20 protein-coding genes, 2 tRNA genes and 2 pseudogenes are annotated in these 22,727 nt (G+C 72.1%); 15 read left to right on the plus strand and 9 right to left on the minus strand.

Features of this window, described 5'->3' with window-relative positions; all coding sequences use genetic code 11:
• Positions 1-39: 39 nt before the first annotated feature.
• Together serS and ACHUEU_RS06310 are read left to right on the plus strand one after the other, a co-directional pair.
• Positions 40-1,311, plus strand: coding sequence for a serine--tRNA ligase (gene serS / locus ACHUEU_RS06305; RefSeq protein ID WP_394215059.1), 1,272 nt, complete (start codon positions 40-42; stop codon positions 1,309-1,311).
• A 103-nt stretch (positions 1,312-1,414) separates the two neighbouring features.
• Complete coding sequence (locus ACHUEU_RS06310) at positions 1,415-2,287, plus strand: HAD family hydrolase (RefSeq protein WP_394215162.1); 873 nt, start codon at positions 1,415-1,417, stop codon at positions 2,285-2,287.
• Here ACHUEU_RS06310 and ACHUEU_RS06315 read toward each other — a convergent pair whose 3' ends face one another.
• Both ACHUEU_RS06315 and ACHUEU_RS06320 read right to left on the minus strand, forming a co-directional pair.
• Positions 2,288-3,241 (minus strand): NAD(P)H-quinone oxidoreductase, encoded by a 954-nt coding sequence (locus ACHUEU_RS06315; protein ID WP_394215060.1) that lies wholly within the window; start codon positions 3,239-3,241, stop codon positions 2,288-2,290. It abuts the gene before it with no gap.
• A 2-nt stretch (positions 3,242-3,243) separates the two neighbouring features.
• Positions 3,244-4,230, minus strand: coding sequence for an MDR family oxidoreductase (locus ACHUEU_RS06320; RefSeq protein WP_394215062.1), 987 nt, complete (start codon positions 4,228-4,230; stop codon positions 3,244-3,246).
• Positions 4,231-4,371: 141 nt separating this feature from the next.
• Here ACHUEU_RS06320 and ACHUEU_RS06325 point away from each other — a divergent pair, with 141 nt between their 5' ends.
• From ACHUEU_RS06325 to ACHUEU_RS06340, 4 genes and pseudogenes are all read left to right on the plus strand, one after another.
• Positions 4,372-4,755 (plus strand): GntR family transcriptional regulator, encoded by a 384-nt coding sequence (locus ACHUEU_RS06325; protein WP_394215063.1) that lies wholly within the window; start codon positions 4,372-4,374, stop codon positions 4,753-4,755.
• A gap of 8 nt (positions 4,756-4,763) precedes the next feature.
• Positions 4,764-5,642: pseudogene (locus ACHUEU_RS06330) on the plus strand (ABC transporter ATP-binding protein).
• 13 nt (positions 5,643-5,655) lie between these two features.
• On the plus strand, positions 5,656-6,366 hold the full coding sequence (locus ACHUEU_RS06335; RefSeq protein WP_394215064.1) for a hypothetical protein: 711 nt from the start codon (positions 5,656-5,658) through the stop codon (positions 6,364-6,366).
• 35 nt (positions 6,367-6,401) lie between these two features.
• Positions 6,402-6,489: transfer RNA gene (locus ACHUEU_RS06340), tRNA-Ser, on the plus strand.
• Between the two features lie 248 nt (positions 6,490-6,737).
• Here ACHUEU_RS06340 and ACHUEU_RS06345 read toward each other — a convergent pair.
• A pseudogene (locus ACHUEU_RS06345) lies at positions 6,738-7,385 on the minus strand (SDR family NAD(P)-dependent oxidoreductase); the annotation flags it as partial.
• Positions 7,386-7,487: 102 nt separating this feature from the next.
• Here ACHUEU_RS06345 and ptsP point away from each other — a divergent pair.
• Entirely contained in the window at positions 7,488-9,206 is a 1,719-nt protein-coding gene (gene ptsP, locus ACHUEU_RS06350; RefSeq protein WP_394215065.1) for a phosphoenolpyruvate--protein phosphotransferase, read from the plus strand.
• A gap of 66 nt (positions 9,207-9,272) precedes the next feature.
• Here ptsP and ACHUEU_RS06355 read toward each other — a convergent pair whose 3' ends face one another.
• The 5 genes from ACHUEU_RS06355 to ACHUEU_RS06375 form a co-directional block, all read right to left on the minus strand.
• The gene (locus ACHUEU_RS06355) at positions 9,273-9,545 is read right to left on the minus strand and encodes an HPr family phosphocarrier protein (protein WP_394215066.1); all 273 of its coding nucleotides are present in this window, start codon (positions 9,543-9,545) and stop codon (positions 9,273-9,275) included.
• Positions 9,546-9,613: 68 nt separating this feature from the next.
• A complete protein-coding gene (locus ACHUEU_RS06360; protein ID WP_394215067.1) occupies positions 9,614-10,756 on the minus strand; it encodes a mannitol-1-phosphate 5-dehydrogenase in 1,143 nt (380 codons plus the stop codon).
• Between the two features lie 7 nt (positions 10,757-10,763).
• Positions 10,764-12,797, minus strand: a complete 2,034-nt coding sequence (locus ACHUEU_RS06365; protein ID WP_394215068.1) for a PTS sugar transporter subunit IIA — start codon at positions 12,795-12,797, stop codon at positions 10,764-10,766.
• A gap of 158 nt (positions 12,798-12,955) precedes the next feature.
• A complete protein-coding gene (locus ACHUEU_RS06370) occupies positions 12,956-13,681 on the minus strand; it encodes a TVP38/TMEM64 family protein (RefSeq protein WP_394215069.1) in 726 nt (241 codons plus the stop codon).
• Positions 13,682-13,766: 85 nt separating this feature from the next.
• Positions 13,767-14,606 (minus strand): SDR family NAD(P)-dependent oxidoreductase, encoded by an 840-nt coding sequence (locus tag ACHUEU_RS06375; protein ID WP_394215070.1) that lies wholly within the window; start codon positions 14,604-14,606, stop codon positions 13,767-13,769.
• Positions 14,607-14,867: 261 nt separating this feature from the next.
• Between ACHUEU_RS06375 and ACHUEU_RS06380 the strand changes: the two genes are divergently transcribed.
• From ACHUEU_RS06380 to ACHUEU_RS06395, 4 genes are all read left to right on the plus strand, one after another.
• Positions 14,868-15,101, plus strand: a complete 234-nt coding sequence (locus ACHUEU_RS06380; protein WP_394215071.1) for a helix-turn-helix domain-containing protein — start codon at positions 14,868-14,870, stop codon at positions 15,099-15,101.
• Positions 15,102-15,553: 452 nt separating this feature from the next.
• The gene (locus ACHUEU_RS06385; protein WP_089065594.1) at positions 15,554-15,757 is read left to right on the plus strand and encodes a cold-shock protein; all 204 of its coding nucleotides are present in this window, start codon (positions 15,554-15,556) and stop codon (positions 15,755-15,757) included.
• 150 nt (positions 15,758-15,907) lie between these two features.
• Entirely contained in the window at positions 15,908-16,615 is a 708-nt protein-coding gene (locus tag ACHUEU_RS06390) for a M50 family metallopeptidase (RefSeq protein WP_394215072.1), read from the plus strand.
• 60 nt (positions 16,616-16,675) lie between these two features.
• The gene (locus ACHUEU_RS06395) at positions 16,676-18,157 is read left to right on the plus strand and encodes a lipase maturation factor family protein (protein WP_394215073.1); all 1,482 of its coding nucleotides are present in this window, start codon (positions 16,676-16,678) and stop codon (positions 18,155-18,157) included.
• A 73-nt stretch (positions 18,158-18,230) separates the two neighbouring features.
• Here ACHUEU_RS06395 and ACHUEU_RS06400 read toward each other — a convergent pair whose 3' ends face one another.
• Positions 18,231-19,235 carry a YdcF family protein gene (locus tag ACHUEU_RS06400; RefSeq protein WP_394215074.1) on the minus strand — a complete coding sequence of 335 codons (1,005 nt, stop codon included), beginning with the start codon at positions 19,233-19,235 and terminating at the stop codon, positions 18,231-18,233.
• Positions 19,236-19,391: 156 nt separating this feature from the next.
• Between ACHUEU_RS06400 and ACHUEU_RS06405 the strand changes: the two genes are divergently transcribed.
• The 4 genes from ACHUEU_RS06405 (at position 19,392) to ACHUEU_RS06420 (ending at position 22,661) form a co-directional block, all read left to right on the plus strand.
• Positions 19,392-20,069: a DUF1801 domain-containing protein gene (locus ACHUEU_RS06405; protein WP_394215075.1), complete on the plus strand. Its 678-nt coding sequence runs from the start codon at positions 19,392-19,394 to the stop codon at positions 20,067-20,069.
• A 132-nt stretch (positions 20,070-20,201) separates the two neighbouring features.
• The gene (locus ACHUEU_RS06410) at positions 20,202-21,947 is read left to right on the plus strand and encodes a potassium channel family protein (protein ID WP_394215076.1); all 1,746 of its coding nucleotides are present in this window, start codon (positions 20,202-20,204) and stop codon (positions 21,945-21,947) included.
• 33 nt (positions 21,948-21,980) lie between these two features.
• A complete protein-coding gene (locus tag ACHUEU_RS06415; RefSeq protein WP_394215077.1) occupies positions 21,981-22,457 on the plus strand; it encodes a peroxiredoxin in 477 nt (158 codons plus the stop codon).
• A gap of 115 nt (positions 22,458-22,572) precedes the next feature.
• Positions 22,573-22,661, plus strand: a tRNA-Ser gene (locus ACHUEU_RS06420).
• Positions 22,662-22,727: the final 66 nt, after the last annotated feature.

Raw genomic sequence — 22,727 nt, forward strand, 5'->3', positions numbered from 1 at the left:
CAGGGTATCGGCACCGGCGTCCGCGGGTACTCTGGAGGGATGATCGATCTGCGGCACCTGCGCGAGAACCCTGAAGCTGTCCGTGACGCCCAGCGGGCGCGCCGACGCGACCCCGCCGCCGTGGACGCGGTGCTGGAGGCCGACGTCCGCTGGCGCGAGATGACCGCGGCCTTCGAGTCCGCGCGCGCCGAGCAGAAGGCCTTCGGCAAGCAGGTCGCGCAGGCGCAGGGCGAGCAGAAGCAGGCGCTGCTGGCCGAGGTCAAGCAGCTCGCGGCCGACGTGAAGCGGCTCGAGGCCGAGGCCGGCGAGGCCCTGGGCCGTCGTGACGCGGCGCTGCGGGAGATCCCGAACCTCGCCGAGGGTGCCCCCGAGGGTCTCGAGGACGACTTCACCGTGCGTGAGCACGTCGGTGAGGTCCCGCGCTTCGAGCACCCGATCAAGGACCACCTCGAGATCGCCGAGGGGCTCAGGGCGATCGACATGGCCCGCGGCGCGAAGGTCTCCGGCGCCCGCTTCTACTTCCTGCGCGGCATCGGCGCCCAGCTGGAGCTGGCGATCCTGAACTCCGCCATCGACCAGGCCACGGCGGCCGGCTTCACGCCGATGATCACCCCCACCCTGGTGCTGCCCGACGCGATGGAGGGCACCGGCTTCCTCGGCGAGCACGCCGATGAGGTCTACCACCTGGACAAGGGCGACGACCTCTACCTCGTCGGCACCAGCGAGGTGGCGCTCGCCGGTTACCACAAGGACGAGATCATCGACCTCTCGGACGGTCCGATCCGCTACGCCGGCTGGAGCGCCTGCTACCGCCGCGAGGCCGGCAGCTACGGCAAGGACACCCGCGGCATCATCCGCGTCCACCAGTTCCACAAGGTGGAGATGTTCTCCTACTGCCGGATCGAGGACTCCTACCAGGAGCACGAGCGGCTGCTGGACTGGGAGCGGGAGATGATGGCGCGCATCGATGTGCCCTACCGCATCATCGACACCGCCGCCGGTGACCTCGGCACCTCCGCCGCCCGCAAGTACGACTGCGAGGCGTGGATGCCCAGCCAGGAGACGTATCGCGAGCTGACCTCCACCTCGAACACCACCCAGTTCCAGGCGCGGCGGCTGAACATCCGCGAGCGCACCGAGGACGGCCTGCGCCCGGTCGCCACGCTCAACGGCACCCTCGGCACCACGCGCTTCCTCGCCGCGATCCTCGAGAACCATCAGCTCCCCGACGGCTCGGTCCTGGTCCCCGAGGGGCTGCGTCCCTACCTCGGTGGGCGCGAGGTCTTCGAGGTCGTGGGGGGCGCAGCCTGAGATGGCGTCGTCGTCCCCCGTCCGCCGCCTGTGGGAGGCTCTTCGTCATCGGCGGTTCACCCGTCCGTCGCACGCCGATGGCACACTGCAGGACATGACTGGCATGACCACCTCCGCCCGCACCTCGACCACCGATCGTGCGGCCACCCGGGCCCGCCTCCGGCCGCACCTGGCCGGGCTCGCCGGGCAGCGGCTGCTGATCGGGCTCGATGTCGACGGGACCCTCGTCGACCACGACGGTGCGATGACCCCCGAGATGCACCGGGTCCTGCAGCGGGCCGCGACGGAGCACACCGTCGTGATCGCGACCGGCCGCTCCCTCGGGGCCACGCTGCCGATCGTCGAGACCGCCGGGATCACCCGCGGCTACGCGGTCTGCTCCAACGGTGCGGTCACCGTCGAACTGGATCCGGAGGCCCCCGGCGGGCACCGCATCATCGACACCCGCGCCTTCCGGCCCGGGCACGCGCTGCGCACCCTGCGGGAGGTGGCGCCGGATGCGCACTACGCGGTGGAGATGCCCGACGGCAGGTTCCGCTCGACCCCCGGATTCCAGGACGCGAGCTTCGGGGTCCAGGCGATCGAGAGCGATCTGGACGAGCTGATGGACCTCGAGGCGGTCCGCGTGGTGGTGCACGTGCCGGACCTCTCCCCGCAGGAGTTCTCGAAGGTCATCGCCGAATCCGGCGTCCACGGCGTCGAGTACTCGATCGGCTGGACCGCCTGGCTCGACATGGCCGCCCCCGGCATCTCCAAGGCCAGCGCCCTCGAGGTGCTGCGCGGGCGGCTCGAGATCGACAGCGGCCGCACGATCGCCGTCGGCGACGGCTTCAACGACGTCGAGATGCTCACCTGGGCCGGCGTGGGGGTGGCGATGGGCCAGGCCCCGCAGGGCGTGAAGGACGTCGCCGACGTCGTCACCGACTCGATCTACGAGGACGGCACCGTGCTGGTGCTCGAGCAGCTGCGGGGCTGATCAGCGCGAGCGATCGGGTGCGGTGATCTCCAGGATCACCTTGCCCACGTGGCCGCCCTCGCGCAGGATGTCGTGCGCCTCCGCGGCGCGCTCGAGCGGGAGCCGGGCCTGGAGCGGGACCCGCAGCTCGCCCGAGGCCAGCAGGGGCCATGCCAGCGCCTCGGTGGCCTCGAGGATCTGCTGCTTGGCCTCGGTGCGGCGGGAGCGCAGGGTGGTGCCGATGACCCGGCCGCGCTTGCCCATCAGCATCCCGATCGGCAGCTCCCCGCTCGCCCCGCCGAGGGTGCCGATGATGACCAGGCGCCCGTGCTCGCGCAGCATCCCCACGTTGCCCGCGAGCAGCGACCCGCCCACCACGTCGAGGATCACGTCCGCCCCGCCGGTCTCCCGGACCGCCGCCAGCAGATCGGCGGAGCGCCGGTTCCAGGCCATGTCCGCGCCCAGGGCGCGCACCGTCGGGACCGCCTCGTCGGAGCCGACGGTGGTGAGCACCCGGGCTCCCAGGTGCCGGGCCAGCTGGATCGCGACCGTGCCGATGCCGCCGGTGCCGCCGTGGATCAGCACCGTCTCGCCCGCGGCGAGCCCGGCCTCGAGCACGAGGTTCGAGATCACGGTCGCGCAGGCCTCGATCACTCCCGCGGCCTCGACCAGGTCCCTCCCCGCGGGTGCCGGGAGCAGCTGCGGCTCGGGGACGGCGACCACCTCCGCGTAGCCGCCGCCGGCCAACAGCGCCACGACCGGCTCGCCGGTGTCTCGGCGGTGGCCCGAGACCTCCAGCCCCGGCAGCTCGGAAGCCCCGGGCGGCGGCGGGTACGTCCCGGCGACCTGGGCGAGATCGGCACGGTTGACGCCCGCGGCGACCACGTCGATCAGCACCTCGCCGGGGGCGGGGACGGGTTCGGGCAGCTCGGCGAGCTCGAGGCGATGGTCCTCGGTGATGGTCATCGCACGCATCGTCACTGGTCCACCGCCACGACGGTGCGGCCGCGGACCTGCCCGGCGAGGATCCGCGGGGCGTGGTCGATCACCTCGGAGAGCCCGATGGCGGTGGTCATGCCGTCCAGCAGCTCCGGATCGAGCTCGCGGGCCAGGGCGTCCCAGGCGCGCTCGCGCAGCGGCAGCGGGCACTGGACCGAATTGATCCCGGCCAGCGTCACCCCGCGCAGGATGAAGGGCAGCACGGTCGCGGGCAGGTCCGGGCCCTGCGCCATCCCGTAGGCCGCGACGGTGCCTCCCCAGGTGGTCTGGGCGAGGACGTTGGCCAGAGTGGTGCTGCCCACCCCGTCGACCGCGGCGGCGAAGCGCTGGGACTGCAGGGGACGGCCCGGCTGCTCGGACAGCTCCCGCCGGTCCAGCACCTCGGCGGCGCCGAGCTCCCGCAGGTACTCACCGTTCTCCTCGGGCCGCCCGGTGGAGGCGAGGACCCGGAAGCCGCGGCCGGCCAGCAGGGCGACGGCGATCGAGCCGGCACCGCCGGAGGCGCCGGTGACCAGGACATCCCCGGACTCCGGCGTGACGCCCGCATCCTCCAGGGCCAGCACCGCGAGCATCGCGGTGAACCCCGCGGTGCCGATCGCAGCGGCGCGGTCCGGGGAGAGGGTCGGGGGCAGGCGCACCAGGGCGTCGGGGCGCACCCGGGCACGGGTCGCGAAGCCGCCGTGGACCGACTCGCCGATCCCGTCGCCGTTGAGGACCACCAGGTCCCCGGCGGAGAAGCGCCCCTCGGCGGCACCGGCGACGTCGGTCACCCGGCCCACCAGGTCGATGCCGGGGATCAGGGGATGGCTGCGGGCGATGCCCGTGCCGGCCAGGGCCATGCCGTCCTTGTAATTAACGCTGGAGGCCAGCACGTCCAGTTCGACGTCCCCGCTGAGCAGGGACTCGTCGGCATCCTCCAGCAGGCGCGGGGCCGCGCCCTCGGACTCGATCAGTACGGCGCGCATGGGGCGCTCCTCTCGCTCGGGGCGGATGCCTCCAGCCTATGCGCCGCCCCGGGCGACCGCCGACCCCTCGGGCGGAGGGATGCCCTTGACGCCGCTCCGGTTCCATGGTTCATTAGTAGAGTAACGAACCGATGGACCGTGATGACGGTCCCGACGACCGGGGAGGCTCGCGTGCTGGACGAGACGAAGCCGCTCTACATCGCGGTCGCGGAGCAGATCGAGGACGGGATCCTCGACGGCACCCATCCGGAGGACGCCCCGGTGCCCTCCACCAATGAGCTGGCCGCCTTCCTGCGGATCAATCCCGCCACCGCCGGCAAGGGATTGAACCTCCTCGCCGACGCCGGCGTGCTGGTCAAGCGACGCGGGGTGGGCATGTTCGTGGCCCCCGGCGCCATCGGCCGGCTGCGACAGCGCCGACGCGACGACTTCGCCCGCGCCTACCTCGTCCCGCTGCTGCGCGAAGCCGCTCACCTGGGCATCGAGCCCCGAGAACTCACCGAGATGATGGAGGCCCTGCAATGAAGGCTGCGATGAAGGCCATCGAGACCCGCAACCTCACCAAGCACTTCCGCGACGTCGCCGCCCTCGAGGACGTCTCCCTCGACCTCGAGGCAGGGCGCGTGCACGGTCTGCTGGGACGCAACGGCGCCGGCAAGACCACCCTGATGAAGCTGCTCACCGGGCAGATCTTCGCCTCCTCCGGGAGGATGCGGATGCTGGGAGAGGATCCGGTCGAGAACGCGCAGGTGCTCTCGCAGACCTGCTTCATCCAGTAGAGCCAGAAGTACCCCGACGGCTTCCGGCCGCGGGACGTGCTGCGCATCGCCGGGCGGCTCTACCCCGCCTGGGACCATGAGCTCGCCCGGGAGCTGATCGCCGAGTTCCGGCTGCCGGAGAAGCGGGCCATCAAGAAGCTCTCGCGCGGCCAGCTCTCGGCCGTCGGCATCATCGTCGGCCTCGCCTCCCGGGCCCCGCTGACGTTCTTCGACGAGCCCTACCTGGGACTGGATGCCGTGGCACGGCGCCAGTTCTTCGACCACCTGCTGGTCGACTTCTCCACCCACCCCCGCACCGTGATCCTCTCCACCCACCACATCGACGAGGTCTCCGACCTGCTCGAGCACGTGGTGCTGCTGGACGAGGGCCGGGTCGCGATCTCCGCCGAGAGCGAGAAGCTGCAGAACGCGGCGATCGAGGTCTCCGGCCGGCTCGACGAGGTCACGGCCTTCCTCGCCGGCGCCGACGTGCTCCACGTCCAGGAGATCGGCTCGCTGGCCAGCGCGGTCGTCCATGCCGAACCCGGCAGCGCGGACCGGGCCCGTGCGGCCGGACTCCAGGTCGCCCCCGTGTCCCTGCAGAACTACATCGTCCACCGCACCAGCGCCACGGCCACCGCGCCGGTGGCGTGAGAGGAGAGCCACCATGCGCGCACGCAATGTCATCGACATGCACCTGGTCAATCGGATGCAGGCCTTCGGGTGGCCCCTGTTCGCCGTCGTCTTCGCCTTCGCGATCATCCTCTCGGTGGGTCTGATCGTCGGCTCCCTGGGCCCCGCGGCGCAGGTCGGGATGAACGAGGGAATGCAGTGGAACGGGGCGATCTTCGCCCTGCTGGGACCGCTGATCGGCTACGGCTTCACCTCGATGGGCCAGTACTTCCCGCTGGCCCTCGGGCTGGGCCTGACCCGTCGTGAGTTCGCCGCAGGCCTGAGCGCAGTGTTCCTGGGCAACGCCGTCGCCTACTCGGTGCTGATCACGATAGGCAAGACCATCGAGAAGGCCACCGACGGATTCGGTCTGCACGTGCGGTTCTTCGACGTGTTCTACACCGGCACCGGCGCCTCCTGGCAGACCCTGGTGCAGACCTTCCTGCTGATCCTGACGGTGCTGTACCTCGGGGCGGCGATCACCGCGGCCTTCCTGCGCTTCGGCCAGGTCTTCCTCTGGGGCGCCGGCGCGGTCCTCGCGCTGATCGCCCTGGGCATCATCGCCGGAGCGATCCTCCTGGACGGCTTCGGCCGCGCGCTGCTGGACGTGCTCACGATGGGGTGGGGTTCGTGGATGGCCGTGATCGCCGTGCTCGGGCTGCTCTCGGCCGCTGCCTGGCTGGTGCGGCGCACCCAGGTGAGCTGAGCCCGGTACAGTACCGGGGGTGCCTCCGGGCATCGGGAGGGTTGTCAGAGCGGCCGAATGAGATGGTCTTGAAAACCATTGTGCAGTGACCCTGTACCGCGGGTTCGAATCCCGCACCCTCCGCCTTCGGCCCGCGCCCAGGACGTGACCTCACGGGCCAGGTCGCGGTCCAGCGCCGCCGGCGAGCGGCGCAGGAACGTGGGCCGCCCCCGCAGGGCGCGGAAACCGTCGGGACCGATGTAGGAACCGGGCGGCAGCGGCTGGGTGGCGGCGAACAGCACCGTGGCGGCCCCTCGGATCGCCGGCATGGCCAGCGGACGGGTCATCTCGGTGATCATCCGGTCCACTCGCGCGGAGCCGGTGGCGTTCTGCAGGTTCGTCAGCACCCAGCCGGGGTGGACCAGCTGCAGATCCACCGGCCCCGCTTGCTCCCGCAGTCGCTCCGCCAGCTCGAGCCCCCACAGCATGGTCACGAGCTTGGACCGTCCGTAGGCGGCGGGCAGCGACCAGCCGCCGCGGGAGAAGTGCGGATCGGCCAGGTCGATCGCCCCGACGGTGTGGGCATCCGAGGCGGTCACCACCACCCGCTCCCGCACCAGCGGCAGCAGCAGATCCGTCAGCAGCAGGGGCGCCAGGGCGTTCACCCCGGTCATCAGCTCGAAGCCGTCGGCCGAGACCGCACGGCGCCGGGTCACCAGGCCCGCGACGTGGATCAGCAGGTCGATCCCGCGCTCGCCGGTGAGCTCCGCGATGTCGCGCGCCGCGGACCGGACCGAGGCGAGCTCTGCCAGATCGAGGTGGACCAGGCGGACCGCCTCCGGCCGGCCGGTCTCGCGCACGATCCGGGAGCGGACCACCTCTGCCTTGGCGCGATTGCGCACCGCCAGGACCAGCTCCGCGCCCCAGCGGGCGAGCTGGAGCGCCGCCTCGCGCCCCAGACCGTCACTGGCCCCCGTCATCACGACGGTGCGCCCCCGCAGATCCGGCGCGTGCAGATGCTCCCAGCCCATGGCACTCATCGCGCCATCGTAGAGGTGCGGACGCGGAAGAGCGCCCACGCTCGGCCGCGTAGCATGGCGGGCACGACCCGACCGATCGGCCCACCGGAGGAGATGGCAGCGATGGCCCAGTACACAGGTGTGGCAGTGAGTCCCGGCCGAGTGATCGGCACCATCCGGTCGATGGCCCCGCCGGTCGCCGAACCTCCTGCGGGGGAGAAGCTGCCGGCGGGCGCCGACGCCGCCGCCGAGGCCGAGCGGATCCCCGCCGCGGCCACCGCCGTGCAGGCGTCGCTGACCCGGCTGGCCGAGCGGGCCAGCGGCGACGGGAAGGCGATCCTCGAGGCCACCGCGCAGATGGCCGCGGACCCGTCCCTCACCCAGACCGCGCAGGGCTTCGTCACCTCCGGCGGCAAGTCCCCGGCGCGCGCCGTCTGGGAGGCCGGTGACCAGGTCGCCGCCATGCTCGAGGGCCTCGGCGGATACATGGCCGAGCGCGCCACCGACGTGCGCGACGTGCGCGCCCGCATCGTCGCCGAGCTGCGCGGCGAGCAGGCGCCCGGGATCCCCGAGGTCGAGGAGCCCTTCGTGCTCACCGCGATCGACCTCGCCCCCGCCGACACCGCGACCCTCGACCCGAGCCGGGTGCTGGCCCTGGTCACCTCCGACGGCGGCCCCCAGTCGCACACCGCGATCCTCGCCCGGCAGCTGGGCCTGCCCGCGATCGTCGCCGCGAAGGACATCCACGAGTTCGCCGACGGCACCGAGGTGTTCGTCGACGCCGGCTTCGGCACCGTCACCGATGAGGTCACCGAGGAGCACCAGCGCCTCTCCGCCGCCTGGGCCGAGCTGCAGAAGAACCCGCTGCGCTACGAGGGCGGGGGCGGGGTTCTCGCCGACGGCACCCGGGTGCAGCTGCTGGCCAACATCGGCGGCGCCAAGGACGCCGCGACGGCGGCGGCCGCGAACGCCGACGGGGTGGGCCTGTTCCGCACCGAGTTCCTGTTCCTGGACCGCGAGGACGAGCCGAGCGTCGAGGAGCAGAGCGCCGCCTACGCCGAAGCCTTCGCGCACCTGCCCGGGAAGAAGATCGTGGTGCGCACGATCGACGCCGGCGCCGACAAGCCGCTGCCGTTCCTCACCGACGCCGAGGAACCGAATCCGGCCCTCGGCGTGCGCGCCTACCGCACCTCCTGGGAGAAGCGCTCGGTGCTGACCAACCAGCTCGACGCGATCGCCGCGGCCGCGGAGCGGTCCGAGGCGACGGCCTGGGTGATGGCGCCGATGATCGCGACCGTCGAGGAGACCGAGGACTTCATCGCCCTGTGCCGCGAGCGCGACCTCGCCCCGGCCGGGATCATGGTCGAGACCCCTGCGGCCGCGCTCACCGCGGACCGTCACCTCGCGGCCTGCGACTTCGCCTCCATCGGCACCAACGACCTCACCCAGTACACGATGGCCGCGGACCGCCAGCTCGGCTCCCTCGCCCACCTGAACACGCCCTGGCAGCCCTCCGTGCTCGCACTGGTGAGAGCCACCTGCGACGGGGCCCGTGCCGCGGGCGGGGACCCAGAAGCCTTCGGGGAGAGCGCGAACAAGCCCGTGGGCGTGTGCGGTGAGGCCGCCGGGGAGCCGGGCCTCGCGGTGGTGCTGGTGGGCCTGGGCGTGAACAGCCTGTCGATGACCCCGCGGTCCCTGCCGGCGGTGGCGACGGTGCTCTCCAGCGTGACCCTCGAGCAGGCCAGGGAGCTCGCGGCGCAGGCCCTCGCCGCCCGCACCGCGGACGACGCGATCAGCGCGGTCCGCGCCGGGCTGCCGATCCTGGGCGAGCTCGGGCTGTGATGCGAGGAACCCCCGGACACTCCCGCTGAGGGGAGGTTCCGGGGGTTCCTTCGGGCGTGGTCCCGCTCACTCCTCGGCGTCGAGATCTTTCTCCAGGAGCGTGGCCAGCGCGTCGACCGACTCCTCGGCGCCCTCGCCCTCGGCGCGCAGGGTGACCTCGTCGCCCTTGCCGGCGCCGAGGGTCATCAGCATCAGCATGCTCGAGGCCTGCACGGCGTTGCCGCCGGCCTTCTCGATGGTGACGGTCGCGGGCTGCTGCGCCGCGGCCTGGGCGAAGATGCCGGCGGGGCGGGCGTGGAGCCCGGAGGAGCTGGCGATCGTGACGGTGCGCTCTGCCATGGTAAGTACCTTTCGTGGGCTCACGTGCTGTGAGGGGAATATATCGTCTCGGGTGGTGGGCGGTGGGTTCAGGGTCCCGCGAGGCGTGCGGCGATGAGCGCCCGCACCTCGGGGTGCAGCGGATGGTCCGGTGCGAGGGACGTGATCTCGAGCGTCGCGGCGTCGGCGCTCGTGGTGCGCAGCAGCTCCTGCAGGCGATCCACCTCCTCGTCCCCTTCCGGGGTGAAGGCGAGCGCCGCGGCGAAGGCGGACAGCAGCCCCTCGTGCGCCATGTCCCGTTCGGCGAGTGCGGCGGCGGGGCCGATGATGCGGTCCTCGCGCGAGAGCTTGCGCAGCGGTCCGCGGCCCACCCGCTCCACCGGATCGGGCAGGGCGGTGTTCGCGAAACGGCCCAGCACCTTCGTGCGGTAGGAGGCCATGTCGTCCTCGGAGAAGCCGTGCTGGGCGCACAGCAGCGCGGAGGTCTCCGCGAGCACGGTCTCCACCCGGGTCGTGACCGCCGGGTCGCGGATCGCCTCGGCGATGGTGGCGTGACCCGCGGCCCAGCCGTGCCAGGCGGTCGTGGCATGGCCGGTGTTGACCGTGAACAGCTTCCGCTCGAGGTACGGGCCGAGGTCGTCGACCCAGGTGATGCCCGGGATGTCGGGCTCGTTCCCGGCGAAGGGGCCGCGCTCGACCGCCCACTCGTAGAAGTCCTCCACGGTGACGTCCAGGCCCGCGCCCTCGGCCTGGACCGGCACGATCCGGTCCACCGCGGTGTTGGCGAACAGCGCCCTCTCCTCGAGGTCCTCGCCCTGATAGTTCGCCCGGATCTCCTGCTCCAGCAGGTCCGTCGCGTTGATCGCGTTCTCGCAGGCCATCACGGCCAACGGGGGCGCCCCGGCGGGGCGGGCGGCGATCCCGGCGGCGATGTGCGGTGCGACGAAGCGCAGGATGCGCGCGCCGACGGCCGTGGTGGCGATCTCCGCCGTGGCGATCTCCTCGGTGAGGGTCTCCGGGTCCGTCGCGGAGTTCAGTGCCCGGAACCCGTCCACCCTCGTCCTGGTGGGGTGCTGGCCGACGGTGGTGACCGTATAGGAGTCCACCTGCTGGAGCTGCTGGACGAGGCTCTCGGCGACGTCGGAGAACACCACCTCGCAGCCCGCCTCGTGCAGCAGCAGGCCCACGAACCCGCGGCCGATGTTCCCGGCCCCGAAATGCACTGCCTTCATCGCCGGCTCACTCCTTCGTCTCGCCGAGGATCTCGAGGATCTCCTCGGTGGTGGTCGCGTTCTCGAGCCGCTGGACCTGCGCGGGGTCGGAGAAGGTCATGGCGACCTTCTGCAGCAGCTCGAGGTGCTCGTTGCCCACGCCCGCGATCCCGATCACGAAGGTGGTCGGGTTGCCGTTCCAGTCGATCCCGCCGGGGTAGCGCACGAAGGACATCGCCGAGCGCTGGATGCCGGACTTGGCCTCGCCCGTGCCGTGGGGGATCGCCAGGCCGTTGCCCATGAACGTCGAGACCGTCGCCTCGCGGTCGTGCATGGCGGTGACGTAGCCCTCGTCCACGGCCCCGGCGGCGACCAGCAGCGCGCCGGCCTCGTCGATGCCGGAGGCGGAGTCGCTCGCGGTGCCGGAGAGGATGATGGACTCGGGGGCGAGGATCGTCGCGCCGGGCGCTGCCTCCTCCTGCGGGCGTTCGGCGGCCGGCGCGGGCTCCGAGTGCTCCGCATTCCGCTGCTCCACCAGCTGAACGACCTCGTCGTAGCGGGGGGAGTTCATGAACTGGTCCACGCTGACGTGCACGGCGGAGCCGGTGCGCTGGCGGGCCCGGTCGGTGAGCTCCTTCTGGGTCACCACCACGTCCCATTCGTCGCTCAGGCTCGAGATCGCCTTGTTGGTGACCTCGACGTCGTCGAAACCGGCGGTGCGGACCTTCTTGCGCAGCACGGTCGCGCCCATGGCGGAGGAGCCCATGCCGGCGTCGCAGGCGAAGACGATCTTCTGGATCGGGCCGGTGTGGCCGGACCCGTCGGCCGCCGCGGCGGCACCGGCCCCTGCACCGGTCAGGGCGCCGGCGACCGAGGACTTCTTGCCCTTCATCTGCTCCATCTTGGCGGTGGCGGCGGCGATGTCGCCGTCGTCTCGCGTGCCGAGCTTCAGGAACAGGGCCGAGAGCGTGAAGCTCACCGCGGCCGCGGCGAGGACCGAGAGCCCGATGCCCAGGTAGGAATCGCGGGCGGCCACGCCGAAGATCGCGAAGATCGAGCCGGGGGAGGCGGGGGCGATGAGACCGGTGCCGAAGGCGGCGTTGACCGCGACGCCCGTCATGCCGCCGCCGATCGCGGCGAGGATGAGGATCGGCCGCATCAGCACGTAGGGGAAGTAGATCTCGTGGATGCCGCCGAAGAACTGGATGATCGCGGCGCCGGGGGCGGAGGCGCGTGCCGCGCCGCGGCCGAAGACGGTGAAGGCGAGCAGGATGCCGACACCGGGGCCGGGGTTGGCCTCGAGCAGGAACAGCACGGATTTGCCGTCCACGGCGGCCTCGGAGATGCCCAGCGGGGTGAGCACGCCGTGGTTGATCGCGTTGTTGAGGAAGAAGACCTTCGCCGGTTCGATGAGCAGGGACACCAGCGGCAGCAGCCCGGCGTTCACCAGGGCGGCGACGCCGTTGGACAGCAGGGTCATCAGCCCGTTCACCAGCGGCGCGAGGCCGAAGAACCCGGCCGCCAGGGCGACGAGGCCGAAGATGCCGGCCGAGAACATGTTCACGAGCATCTCGAAGCCGGCCGGGATGTGGTCCTGCCAGAGCCGGTCGAGCCTTTTCATCACCCAGGCCGCCAGCGGCGCCATGATCATCGCGCCGATGAACATGTGGACCTCGCCCAGCGCGGCGAAGTCCGCCTCCGCATTGCCCTCGGCCAGCCACGTCTCGAGCAGCTGCGCGTTCTCCTGGGCGATCAGCCAGTCGGAGCCGCCGATGACGCCCATGGTGGCGATCACGCCGACCACGGCGCCGCGCGCCTCGTAGATCATGCGGCCGCCGGTGTTCGCGATCAGCAGCGGCAGCAGGTAGTGGATCATCGGGCCCACGACGCTCGCCAGCGGTGCGTTCGGGGTCCAGCCGTCAGGGATGAAGAAGGCGGTCAGCAGACCCCACGCGATCAGCGCGGGGATGTTCGGCATCACCATGTTCGACAGGGAGGTGCCGACCTTCTGCAGGGCCATGCGCGGGCTGAACCCGCTGGGAGCCTCGGTCGTCGTGCTCATGCCACATCCTCGGGGATGGCCGGGGCGCTGCGAGCCGCGGCGGGGACGGCATGCGTCGGGTGACGCGATGCCACCTGGCGGGGCTGCCCCGGACTTCGAAGGTGGAGCGACTCCGTCGGCGTACGGGAGAGTCTACCTGCGGCGCCCGAGGTATCCGGTCACTTCGACGGAGCATCCACCTGGGTGAGGGCGGCCCGCCAGCGCCGGTAGGCCAGCACCGTCAGGGCGATCACGACGATCCAGGAGATCAGCACGGCGATGCCGTTGATCAGCGTGGCGTCCGCGATGAAGGCTCCGACGGCGATCAGCGAGACCTGACCCGGCAGCGCGGAGAGAGCGGTCGCGATGAGGAACTCGCGGCCGCTGATGCCCAGGACACCGCTGCCGTAGTTCACCGGCCAGTACGGGATCCCGGGCATCAGGCGCAGGGTGCACACCGCATAGAACCCGCCGTCCTCGAGCCGCTCCTCGACCACCCCGGCATGCGAGCCGAGCAGTCTCATCACGGTGTCCCGGCCCAGCAGCCGCGCGATCCCGTAGCCGCCGCAGCAGCCGATCACGACGCCGACCATCGACAGCAGGGTCCCCAGCGGCAGTCCGAAGATCATCCCGGCGGCCACCGCCATGATCGTCACCGGGATCGGCGTCACGGCGACGACCGCGTACAGACCGATGAAGAAGAACGGCCCCCACAGCCCCAGATCTGCGATCCCGGCCTGCAGCTGGTCCAGGGAGGGCAGGCGCACGTTCAGGGCGAGCCAGATCATCGCGAGCACCACGAGCACGAACACCGCATTGCGCAGGATCGACGCCCAGGGCACGCCCCCGCGGTCGGAGGAGGGGCGCTCGGCGGTGATCTCAACGGGCTCAGCGGACTCGGACATCCCGCGATCCTACGGGCGCAGGACCGCTTCTCGATCATCGTGCGGGTGCCGTCACCGGCTTCGACGGGTCGGCCCGCACCGGCCCTCAGGCCAGGCCCACCATCTCGGCGCTGCGACGCCAGAGGGCGTCGGCGAGGTCGAGGTCCTCGGCCTGAGGGTGCACCCGGGAGGTGGGCCGATAGCGGTGGTAGTAGCGCCCGGAGCTCCAGGTGACTCCGGGGGTGCCCTCGAGCAGCCAGGCGAGGTTCGCTCCGCCCTGCGCGGCACTGATCATCGGGAGCATCCGGCCCAGGGCGGAGTGGTAGATCATCCGCATGCCGCCGCGGGAGCCGGCGGCGAAGCCGGTGCGCACGACGCCGGGGTGGAAGGCGACCGCCGAGAGCCCGTCGTCATGGAAGCGCCGGTGCAGGCTGCGGGTGAAGAGCACGGTCGCGAGCTTGGCGTCGCCGTAGTCGCGCCGGGCGCTCACCTGCCGCACCTCGCCGAGCCGCTCCAGCTCGAGATGCCCGAAGACGCGATGGGCCGCGCTCGAGGTGTTCACGACGCTGCCGTCGGCTCGCCGGAGCCCGGGCAGCAGCAGGTTCGTGAGCAGGAACGGGGCGAGATGATTGACCTGGAAGGTCTTCTCGAAGCCGTCGACGGTCGGTCGCGGGTCGCCGAAGATCCCGCCCGCGTTGTTCGCGAGCACATCGATGCCGTCACCGCCGGCGGCGTCCGTCAGCCGTTCCGCGAGCTTCCGCACCTCCGCCAGCGAGGCGAAGTCGGCGACGAAGGGCTCGGCGCCGGTCTCGCCCGCGACGGCGGCGATCTTCTGGGGGGAGCGGCCGACGAGGAGGAGACGGTGGCCCTGCGGGGAGAGCAGTCGCGCAGCGGCCGCACCGATCCCGTCGGAAGCTCCGGTGAGGATGATGGTCCTGGGTGTCACGGGCTCTCGCTCCCCGCCATGCGGACTTCTCGGATTCTTCACCATGCCCCATGACATCACGGGGCGGTGCGCACCGACCAGGAACGGCTGTGCGGGGAGATGCCGCACGGACCTGCTCCGACCTATCGAGGAGCGACAGATCCAGCCTGGTCGTCGACACCGGAGGTCGCCATGGGTGCCGTACCCGTCCAGATCCTGCGCGCCATCAGCGGGGACTCCCCGGCCGGCTCCCTGCGCGTCCAGCTCGACGAGGTGAGCTGAATGCCGATCGTGGTGGACATCGACGTCATGCTCGCCCGTCGCAAGATGCCCGTCGGAGTGCTCGCCGCGAAGGTGGGCATCACCCCGGCGAACCTCGCGGTGCTCAAGAACGGCCGCGCCGAGGCGGTGCGCTTCTCGACCCTCGCCGCACTGTGCGAGGTGCTCGACTGCCAGGTGGGGGATCTGCTGCGCTGGGAGGGCGACGAGCATGGCGAGGGTGATCCGGAGAGCTGAGGGACGAGCCTGCCGCCCTGCGCCGGGATCCCCGCCTCCGGCCCGAATCGTCCGGTGGGTCACATCGTGGTGGGCGCACCCTCCATCATGGCGTAGTCTTTCGGTGCACGGCGCAGGATGCCTCCCTCGGGGGCGACCGACGACGGTCGCGCAGCACTCCGAAGAAACTGGGAATACATCACCTCCTCCGCACTGCCAATGTTCGACACCCGCTCGCGGTCACCGCTGAGCGCTCCCTCCCCTCCCGGCCCCGAGCCGTCGCCGACGCACCCGTCGCCGCGCTCGCCGGAGGGTCCCCCACGGCCTGCGGGCCCCACAGCTGCCGCATCGGCGACGTCCTGTCGTCGACCGCGGTTCAGGCGGCCCCTGCGGCCGCACCCCATCCGCGGCGGCGCCGTCGTCACGGATACCCGGGCCACGAGAGTGGTTCACGACTACGAAGGAATATCGCCATGGCTACTGGCATCGTCACCTGGTTCAACTCCGACAAGGGCTACGGCTTCATCGCCCCCGAGGACGGCTCCGCCGATGTGTTCGCGCACTTCAGCGCCATCGCCGGCACCGGCCGTCGCGACCTCGAGGAGAACCAGCGCGTGGAGTTCGAGACCGAGCAGGGCCCCAAGGGCATGCAGGCAGTGAACATCCGCGGAATCTGAGCATTCCGGTCGCTCCCAGGAGCGGCTGCTTGAACCAGACGCCCGTCGCCTCCGGCATCAGCCGGAGGAGGCGGGCGTCGTCGCGTCCGGGGACGAGGCCCGGGACGGCGTTCCCAGCACGCTCCGGGCCGGTGCTGTCACCATGAACGGATGGACCTGCGCACCCTCGGCCACCAGATCGTGGAACGGCTGCTGCCCGACGCCGTCCCCGCCGGCGCCTGGTGGGTGCCGGCCGCGCTGCTCCTGGCGCTCGCGGTGGTGGTGCTGCCGCCCGCGTGGCGCCTCGCCCGGCTCGCGGTGACGATCGTCCACGAGCTCGGCCATGCGATCGTCGGGATCCTGCTGGGTCGCCGTTTCACCGGATTCGTGGTCAGCGCGAACATGTCCGGGCACGCGGTCACCGTCGGCCCCCGTCGCGGGTTCGGCCGCGTGGCCTCCACCTGGGCCGGATACCCCGCGCCCGCGCTGGTGGGCGCGGTGCTGGTGCAGATCGCCCTGCACGGCTGGGCGCCCGCCGCCCTGTTCGCGGCGCTGGTGGTGCTCGTGCTCTCGCTCGTCTTCACCCGTTCCCTGCACACCCTGGGGGCCGTGCTCGGCACCGCCGCAGGGGCGGGGGCGCTGTGGTGGTGGGGGAGCCCGGTGCTCACTGCCGTGCTCACGCTCGCCGGCGGTGGGTTCCTGCTGCTGGGCGCCTGGCGCCACCTCGGTGCCGTGATCCGCGGTGGCGGTCGCGCCGACGACCCCGCCCAGCTGGCCGCCCTGTCACCGCTGCCGGGATGGGTGTGGACGCTGAGCTTCGCCGTGGCGCTCGCGGCCTGCACCTGGTGGGCCGGGTCGGCCCTGGCCCCGCACGCGTGACACGGCGCCGATCCCGGCGGATGATCGGGGGCAGGGACCGAGCCGCCGGAGGTGAGCGCCGTGGACTGGAGCAGCTGGCTGGGGCTGCTGGACGGGCACGAGTACACGATCGCCCGGGAGGTGATCCAGCGCGGGGTCGCCGCCGTGTTCGTCCTCGCCTTCGGCTCCACCTTCCACCAGTTCCCGGTGCTGCTGGGGGAGCGCGGACTGCTGCCGGTGACGGACTTCCTCGAGCGCGCCGGCGACCGTGCGGGACCCACCCTCTTCCGCTGGCGACGCACCCCCTACAGCGACCGCCTGCTGCGGGTGATGTGCCTGGCAGGGATGCTGCTCGGCGCGCTGACCGTGCTGGGCCTGCCCCAGCAGGGACCGGCCTGGACCACGATCGCGGTGTTCGGGGCGATGTGGGCCCTGTACCTCTCGATCCACTCCGTGGGTCAGGTGTTCTACGGCTTCGGCTGGGAGTCGATGCTGCTGGAGTGCGGGTTCCTCGTCGGCTTCCTCGGCTCCCATGAGGTCGCGCCGCCGCTGCTGATCCTGCTCTTCCTGCGCTGGATGCTGCTGCGCCTCGAGTTCGGTGCGGGGATGATCAAGATGCGGGGGGATCCCGCCTGGCGCGACCTCACCGCGATGGACCATCACCATCAGACCCAGCCGATGCCCGGTCCGCTCAGCCGCCTCGCGCACCTCATGCCGCGCTGGTGGCACCGGCTCGAGGTGCTGGGCAGCCACGCCGTGCAGCTGGGGGTGATCTGGCTGGTCCTGCTGCCGCAGCCGATCGCGTCGATCGCCGCGGCCGCGGTGATCCTCAGCCAGCTGTTCCTGGTGCTCACCGGCAACTACGCCTGGCTGAACTGGCTCACCATCCTGGTGGCGTTCTCCGCGGTCAGCGATCCGTTCCTGCGCTGGGTCGGGGGCGGGCCGTGGCCCGGCTGGGGATGGCGGCGGTGGCCGCTGGTCGGCCAACCGGTGGCGGGGGAGGCGTCGCCGCTGTGGTGGCAGCTGCTGATCCTGGCCGTGTTCGTCCTGCTCGCGGTCCTCTCCTGGGCGCCGTTGCGGAACCTGTTCTCCGCCCGCCAGCTGATGAACGCGAGCTTCAACCGCTTCCACCTGGTCAACGCCTACGGCGCCTTCGGCTCGATGACCCAGCGGCGGTACGAGGTGGTCATCGAAGCAACCCGCGCCGCCGACCCCGACACCGCCGCGGAGCTGGAGTGGCTGCCCTTCGAGTTCCGCGGCAAGCCCGGTGACGTGCGGCGGCGCTCGCGGCAGTTCGCCCCGTACCACCTGCGGCTCGACTGGCAGATGTGGTTCCTCGCCCTGCGCCCGGGGCCCGAGCGGTGGTTCGTGGCACTGCTGGAGAGGCTGCGGGACGGCGACCCCGGGGTGCGGCGGCTGCTGCGCATCGACCCCTTCGCGGGCGAGGCGCCGACGGGGATCCGGGTGCGCCTGTTCGAGTACCGGTACGCGACCCGGCAGGAACGGCGGCAGACCGGCGCGTGGTGGACGCGCACCGCGCTGGGGGAGCTGGCGCGGCGGTGATCCCGGCGGCGCCCGGGACCTGCCGTGGGGACGGGGGTGCTGAGCCCCTGCCCGGAGGGCGCCCTGCGGTCGTTCAGGCGGCGCGCAGCAGCAGGATCACGAGCCCTGCGGTCACGGGGAGCGAGGCAGCGATCCAGCGCTTGCGGTACGACATGGTGAGGACGTACTCGCGCAGCGTCGCGGTGGGGAGGTAGGACACCGCGGTCGGTTCGCCGACCGCGGTGTCGCCGTACCCCAGCCCGCGCGCCAGCAGCGCGGCACGGAAGGCGTGGTAGCCGCTGGTGGAGATGATGTACGACCCCCGGTGGCCGGCCTCGTCGAGGATCCGGTGGGACAGGAGCAGGTTCTCCCGGGTGGTCCGTGCTGCGGTCTCGGCCCGCACCCGGTCCGGCGGCACGCCGGCCACGGAGGTCAGGTAGGCCGCCATCGCCGCACCCTCCGCCGGGGTCTCCCCGTCGCCCTTGCCCCCCGAGGGCACCAGCAGCGGATCGATCCCGAGGCCGAGCAGGCGGTCGCGCTCGGCGACGGCGCGGTCCAGGCGGCGGCGCAGCAGCGGAGGGACCTCCCCGTCGCGCAGCGTGGAGCCCAGGATGATGATCCCGGTGCCTTCGCAGCGCGGCGGGAACCACTGGTAGGGCACCGTGGTGCCCAGGAACACCAGATATGCGAGCCCCAGGTGCATCGCGATCACCCCGGCGGTCGCGGCGGCCCCGATCCCGGCGGGGCCCGCGCTCGCGGCCGCCTCCCCCACCACCCACGGGGTGAGGAGCAGCGCGATCCCTCCCAGCCCCGACAGCAGCCGGCCGCGCAGGCTGCCCTCCCGCGGGGAGACCGCGAGGGAACCGGTGACCACGGTCAGGCCCAGGAACAGCGTCCCGATCAGCCCGAGGGCACCGGCGACGAGGAGGAGTGCCGCTCCCGTCGGGAGGTGCCCCGCGAACAGCTGGACCATGAGCGAGATGCTCGAGAAGGTCGCCAGCAGCAGGACGACCCCGGTCCGCAGCCTGCGGGCATCCTGACGGAACAGCAGCAGATACGCCGTCCACGACAGGGCGGCCGCACTCCCCACCCCCACCATGCACAGCTCCTCTCCCGGGCGACGTCCCATCCTGTCACGGGGGGCGGCGGCGCTCGCGGCACGGGATCTCTCCCGCGGGTCCCTGTGCGCCGACGGGTACGACCGCAGCGCGGTGCGGGGAGGACACGTGGGGGTGCCCTCGCCTACGCTCCTCCCATGAGCGCTCTGACCACCCCTGTCGGTCTCGTCCCCGGCGTCGGCCGCCCGGCCGCCCGTGCCCTGGCCGCCCAGGGGGTGCACGCCGTCGGCGATCTCGCGGGGCGCGACTGGCCGGAGCTGGCGCAGCTGCACGGCGTCGGCCCCGCGGCCGGGCGCAGGCTGCAGGCGGCGCTCGCCGAGCACGGCGCCACGATGCAGGACCCGCCCGCCCCGCAGACGGGCCGGGCCGTGGTCACCCGGGGAGCGACAGGGACCGGCGCGAGCGACCTGAAGACCCATGCCACCACCGCCGATCCGGCCGAGTACGTGGCCGGACTCGAGCCCCGTCGCCGGCGCGTCGGGGAGGCGCTGCTGGAGATCTTCGGCGCGGCCACCGGAGCACGCGCGACCATGTGGGGGCCCAGCATGATCGGCTACGGCGAGGTGCACTATCGGTACGCCTCCGGGCGGGAGGGGGACACCTTCCAGCTCGGTTTCAGCCCGCGCAGGGCGGAGCTCGCGCTCTACGGCCTCCAGGGCTTCCCCCGCTCCGAGGAGCTGCTGACGAGTCTCGGGAAGCACCGCCGCGGCGCCGGCTGCGTGTGGGTGCGCTCGCTCGAGACGATCGACCCCGCCACGCTGCGCGAGCTGGTCGAGCATGCGTGGGCGCAGGGCCCCGACAGCACCGCGCCGTGACCCTCCGCTCACCCGGCCCGGGCCGGATGCGTCGACGCCCGGTCGCGGCCTACTGTGCTCCGGGAGATCACGGAAGCCGGTCCGCACCCGCGAACGGTCAGCGGATCCCAGAAGGTCGTGGAGAGGACAGCGATGGGCCTGTCGACAGCTGAGCGCCCGCGCGCCGAACGTCTGCTGTTCGTCCGCCGCCGCTCGAAGTCGGGCGTGGTGATCCTCGGGGTCGGCGCACTGATGGTGGTCGTGTACTCCGTGGTGTTCAAGCTCCTGATGGCGCAGGAGGTCGCGGACCACTCCTGGGCCACCGCCGTGTACTGGACCGTCACCACGATGTCCACCCTGGGCTACGGCGACATCACCTTCACCACGGATCTGGGCCGACTGTTCTCGATGTGCGTGCTGCTCAGCGGGATCGTCTACATCCTGGTGCTGCTGCCCTTCTACGTGATCCAGTACGTCGTCACCCCGTGGCTGGACCGGCGGCGTGCCGCCCGGACGCCGCGGCGGGTCGCGCCGACGCTGCGGGACCACGTGCTGCTGGTGGGCTCCGATGCCGTCACCCAGGCCTTCGCCGCCCGGGCCGAGCGCTCCCAGGTCCCGGCCGTCCTGATCCTCGAGGACATCGCCCTCGCCGGGGAGCTGCACGACCAGGGGCGGCAGGTGGTCGTCGGCCCTCTGGACTCCGCGATGACGTACCGCAGCGCCGGGGCCGCTCGGGCGCGCCTGGTGGTCTCCACCCTCTCCGACACCGCGAACACGAACGTCGCCTTCACCGTGCGGCAGGCCGCCGCCAAGGTGCCCGTCGCCGTGACCGCCTCGAAGCCGGTCTCCGTGGACGTGCTCGATCTCGCGGGCGCCGACCACGTGCTCGAGCTCGGCCAGGTGCTGGGACGCGAGATGGCCTCCCGGGTGCTGGGCTCGACGGGACGCTTCCACGCCATCGGCAGCTTCGGCTCCACGATCATCGCCGAGGCGGCGGCCCGCGGCACCGGCCTGGTGGGCCTGACCCTGGGGGAGGCGCTGCCCCTGCTGCGCTCCCGGGTGCGGATCCTGGCGATCATGCGCAAGGGGCGGCTGCGAGCGATGACCCCCGATCTGCGGATCACGGACGCGACCGTGCTGGTGCTCGCCGGCCAGGAGGAGGACCTCGCCCGCTACGACGCGCAGTTCCAGAGCCGTGCGGTCTCCGAGGACCCGGTGGTGATCCTCGGCGGCGGCCGGGTGGGGCGGGCCGCATCCCGTGCGCTGAGCGACGAGGGGGTGCCCAACACGATCGTCGAGCTGGAGCCCGGGCGGGTCGAGAACTCCTACTCGGTGCTCGAGGGGACCGCGAGCTACGCGGTGGTCACGGGGGATGCCGCTGATCAGCGGATCCTGCGCCGGGCGGGTCTCGACAGCGCCTCGGCCGTGCTGGTCACGCCGCGCGACGACGACCTGAACGTCTACCTCACCCTGTTCTGCCGTCGGCTGCGTCCCGAGCTGCAGATGGTCTCGCGCGCCACCTATGAGCGCAACGTCGCCACGCTCTATCGCGCCGGGGCGGACAGCGTGCTCTCCTACGCCACCATCGGCGCGACCGACCTGTGGAACCGCGCCGGGCTCAGCCACCGGGTGCTGGTCGCCGAGGGCAATGAGCTGTTCCTGGTGCCGCGGCCCGCCGCGCTGGCGCGTCGCTCGGTGCGCGACGACGAGGTGCGCCGGCGCACCGGCTGTCACATCGTCGCCGTGCTCGACGAGGACGGCACCCTCGGCTATGACACCGAGTCCATCCCCTCGGCCCCGGGACAGCTGCTGCTGCTCGGTGACCGGCACGCCGAGCGCCGCTTCCGCGAGACCTACCTCGGTCGGCGCCGGCTGGGCCGGCGACAGGGCCGACGATAGGCTGGCGGCCCCCCTCTCGTCCTCAGGAGATCCATGTCGCCCGCACCCGTGAAGCTCAGCGTCGGGGAGGCCGCCCCCGCCCTCGACCTGCCCACCGCCGGAGGCGGCAGGGTGGACCTCGCCGCGCTGGCCGGCGCCCCGGCCCTGCTGTGGTTCTACCCGGCGGCGAACACCGCGCTGTGCACCACGCAGGCCTGTGACCTGCGCGACAATCACCAGCTCTTCCTGGACGCCGGCTACCGCGTGATCGGGGTGTCCCCGGATCCCGTGGAGGAGCTGGATCGCTTCATCGCCGAGCAGGACCTGCCGTACACCCTCGCCTCCGACGAGTCGCGCCAGGTGATGGAGGCCTACGGGGCCTGGGGCGAGAAGAACATGTACGGGAAGCTGGTCCAGGGCACGATCCGCTCGACCTTCGCGATCGATGCCGAGGGTGTGCTGACGTTCGTGAAGTACCGCGTGGGCACCCCGACGCACATCGCGCTGCTGCAGGAGAAGCTCGGCCTGTGAGGCCGGCGACGGAGGACCTCGGCGCAAGTGTGACGTGATCTGCGTGCTCCCGCTTTGGAGCACTCCGCCCGCTCCCGTATGCTGGCTCGGCGTGCCGCGCACCGGTGCGGCGCCAGGAGACGTGGCAGAGCGGCCGAATGCGCTCCCCTGCTAAGGGAGTAGGCGACCAAAATCGCCTCGGAGGTTCAAATCCTCTCGTCTCCGCCCATGAGAAGGCCCCTCACCTGCGATGATATCGCGGGAGAGGGGCCTTTCGCCGTGACCGGCGGC

It is taken from the genome of Brachybacterium vulturis (assembly GCF_043641765.1).
Taxonomy (GTDB): Bacteria; Actinomycetota; Actinomycetes; order Actinomycetales; family Dermabacteraceae; genus Brachybacterium; species Brachybacterium vulturis_A.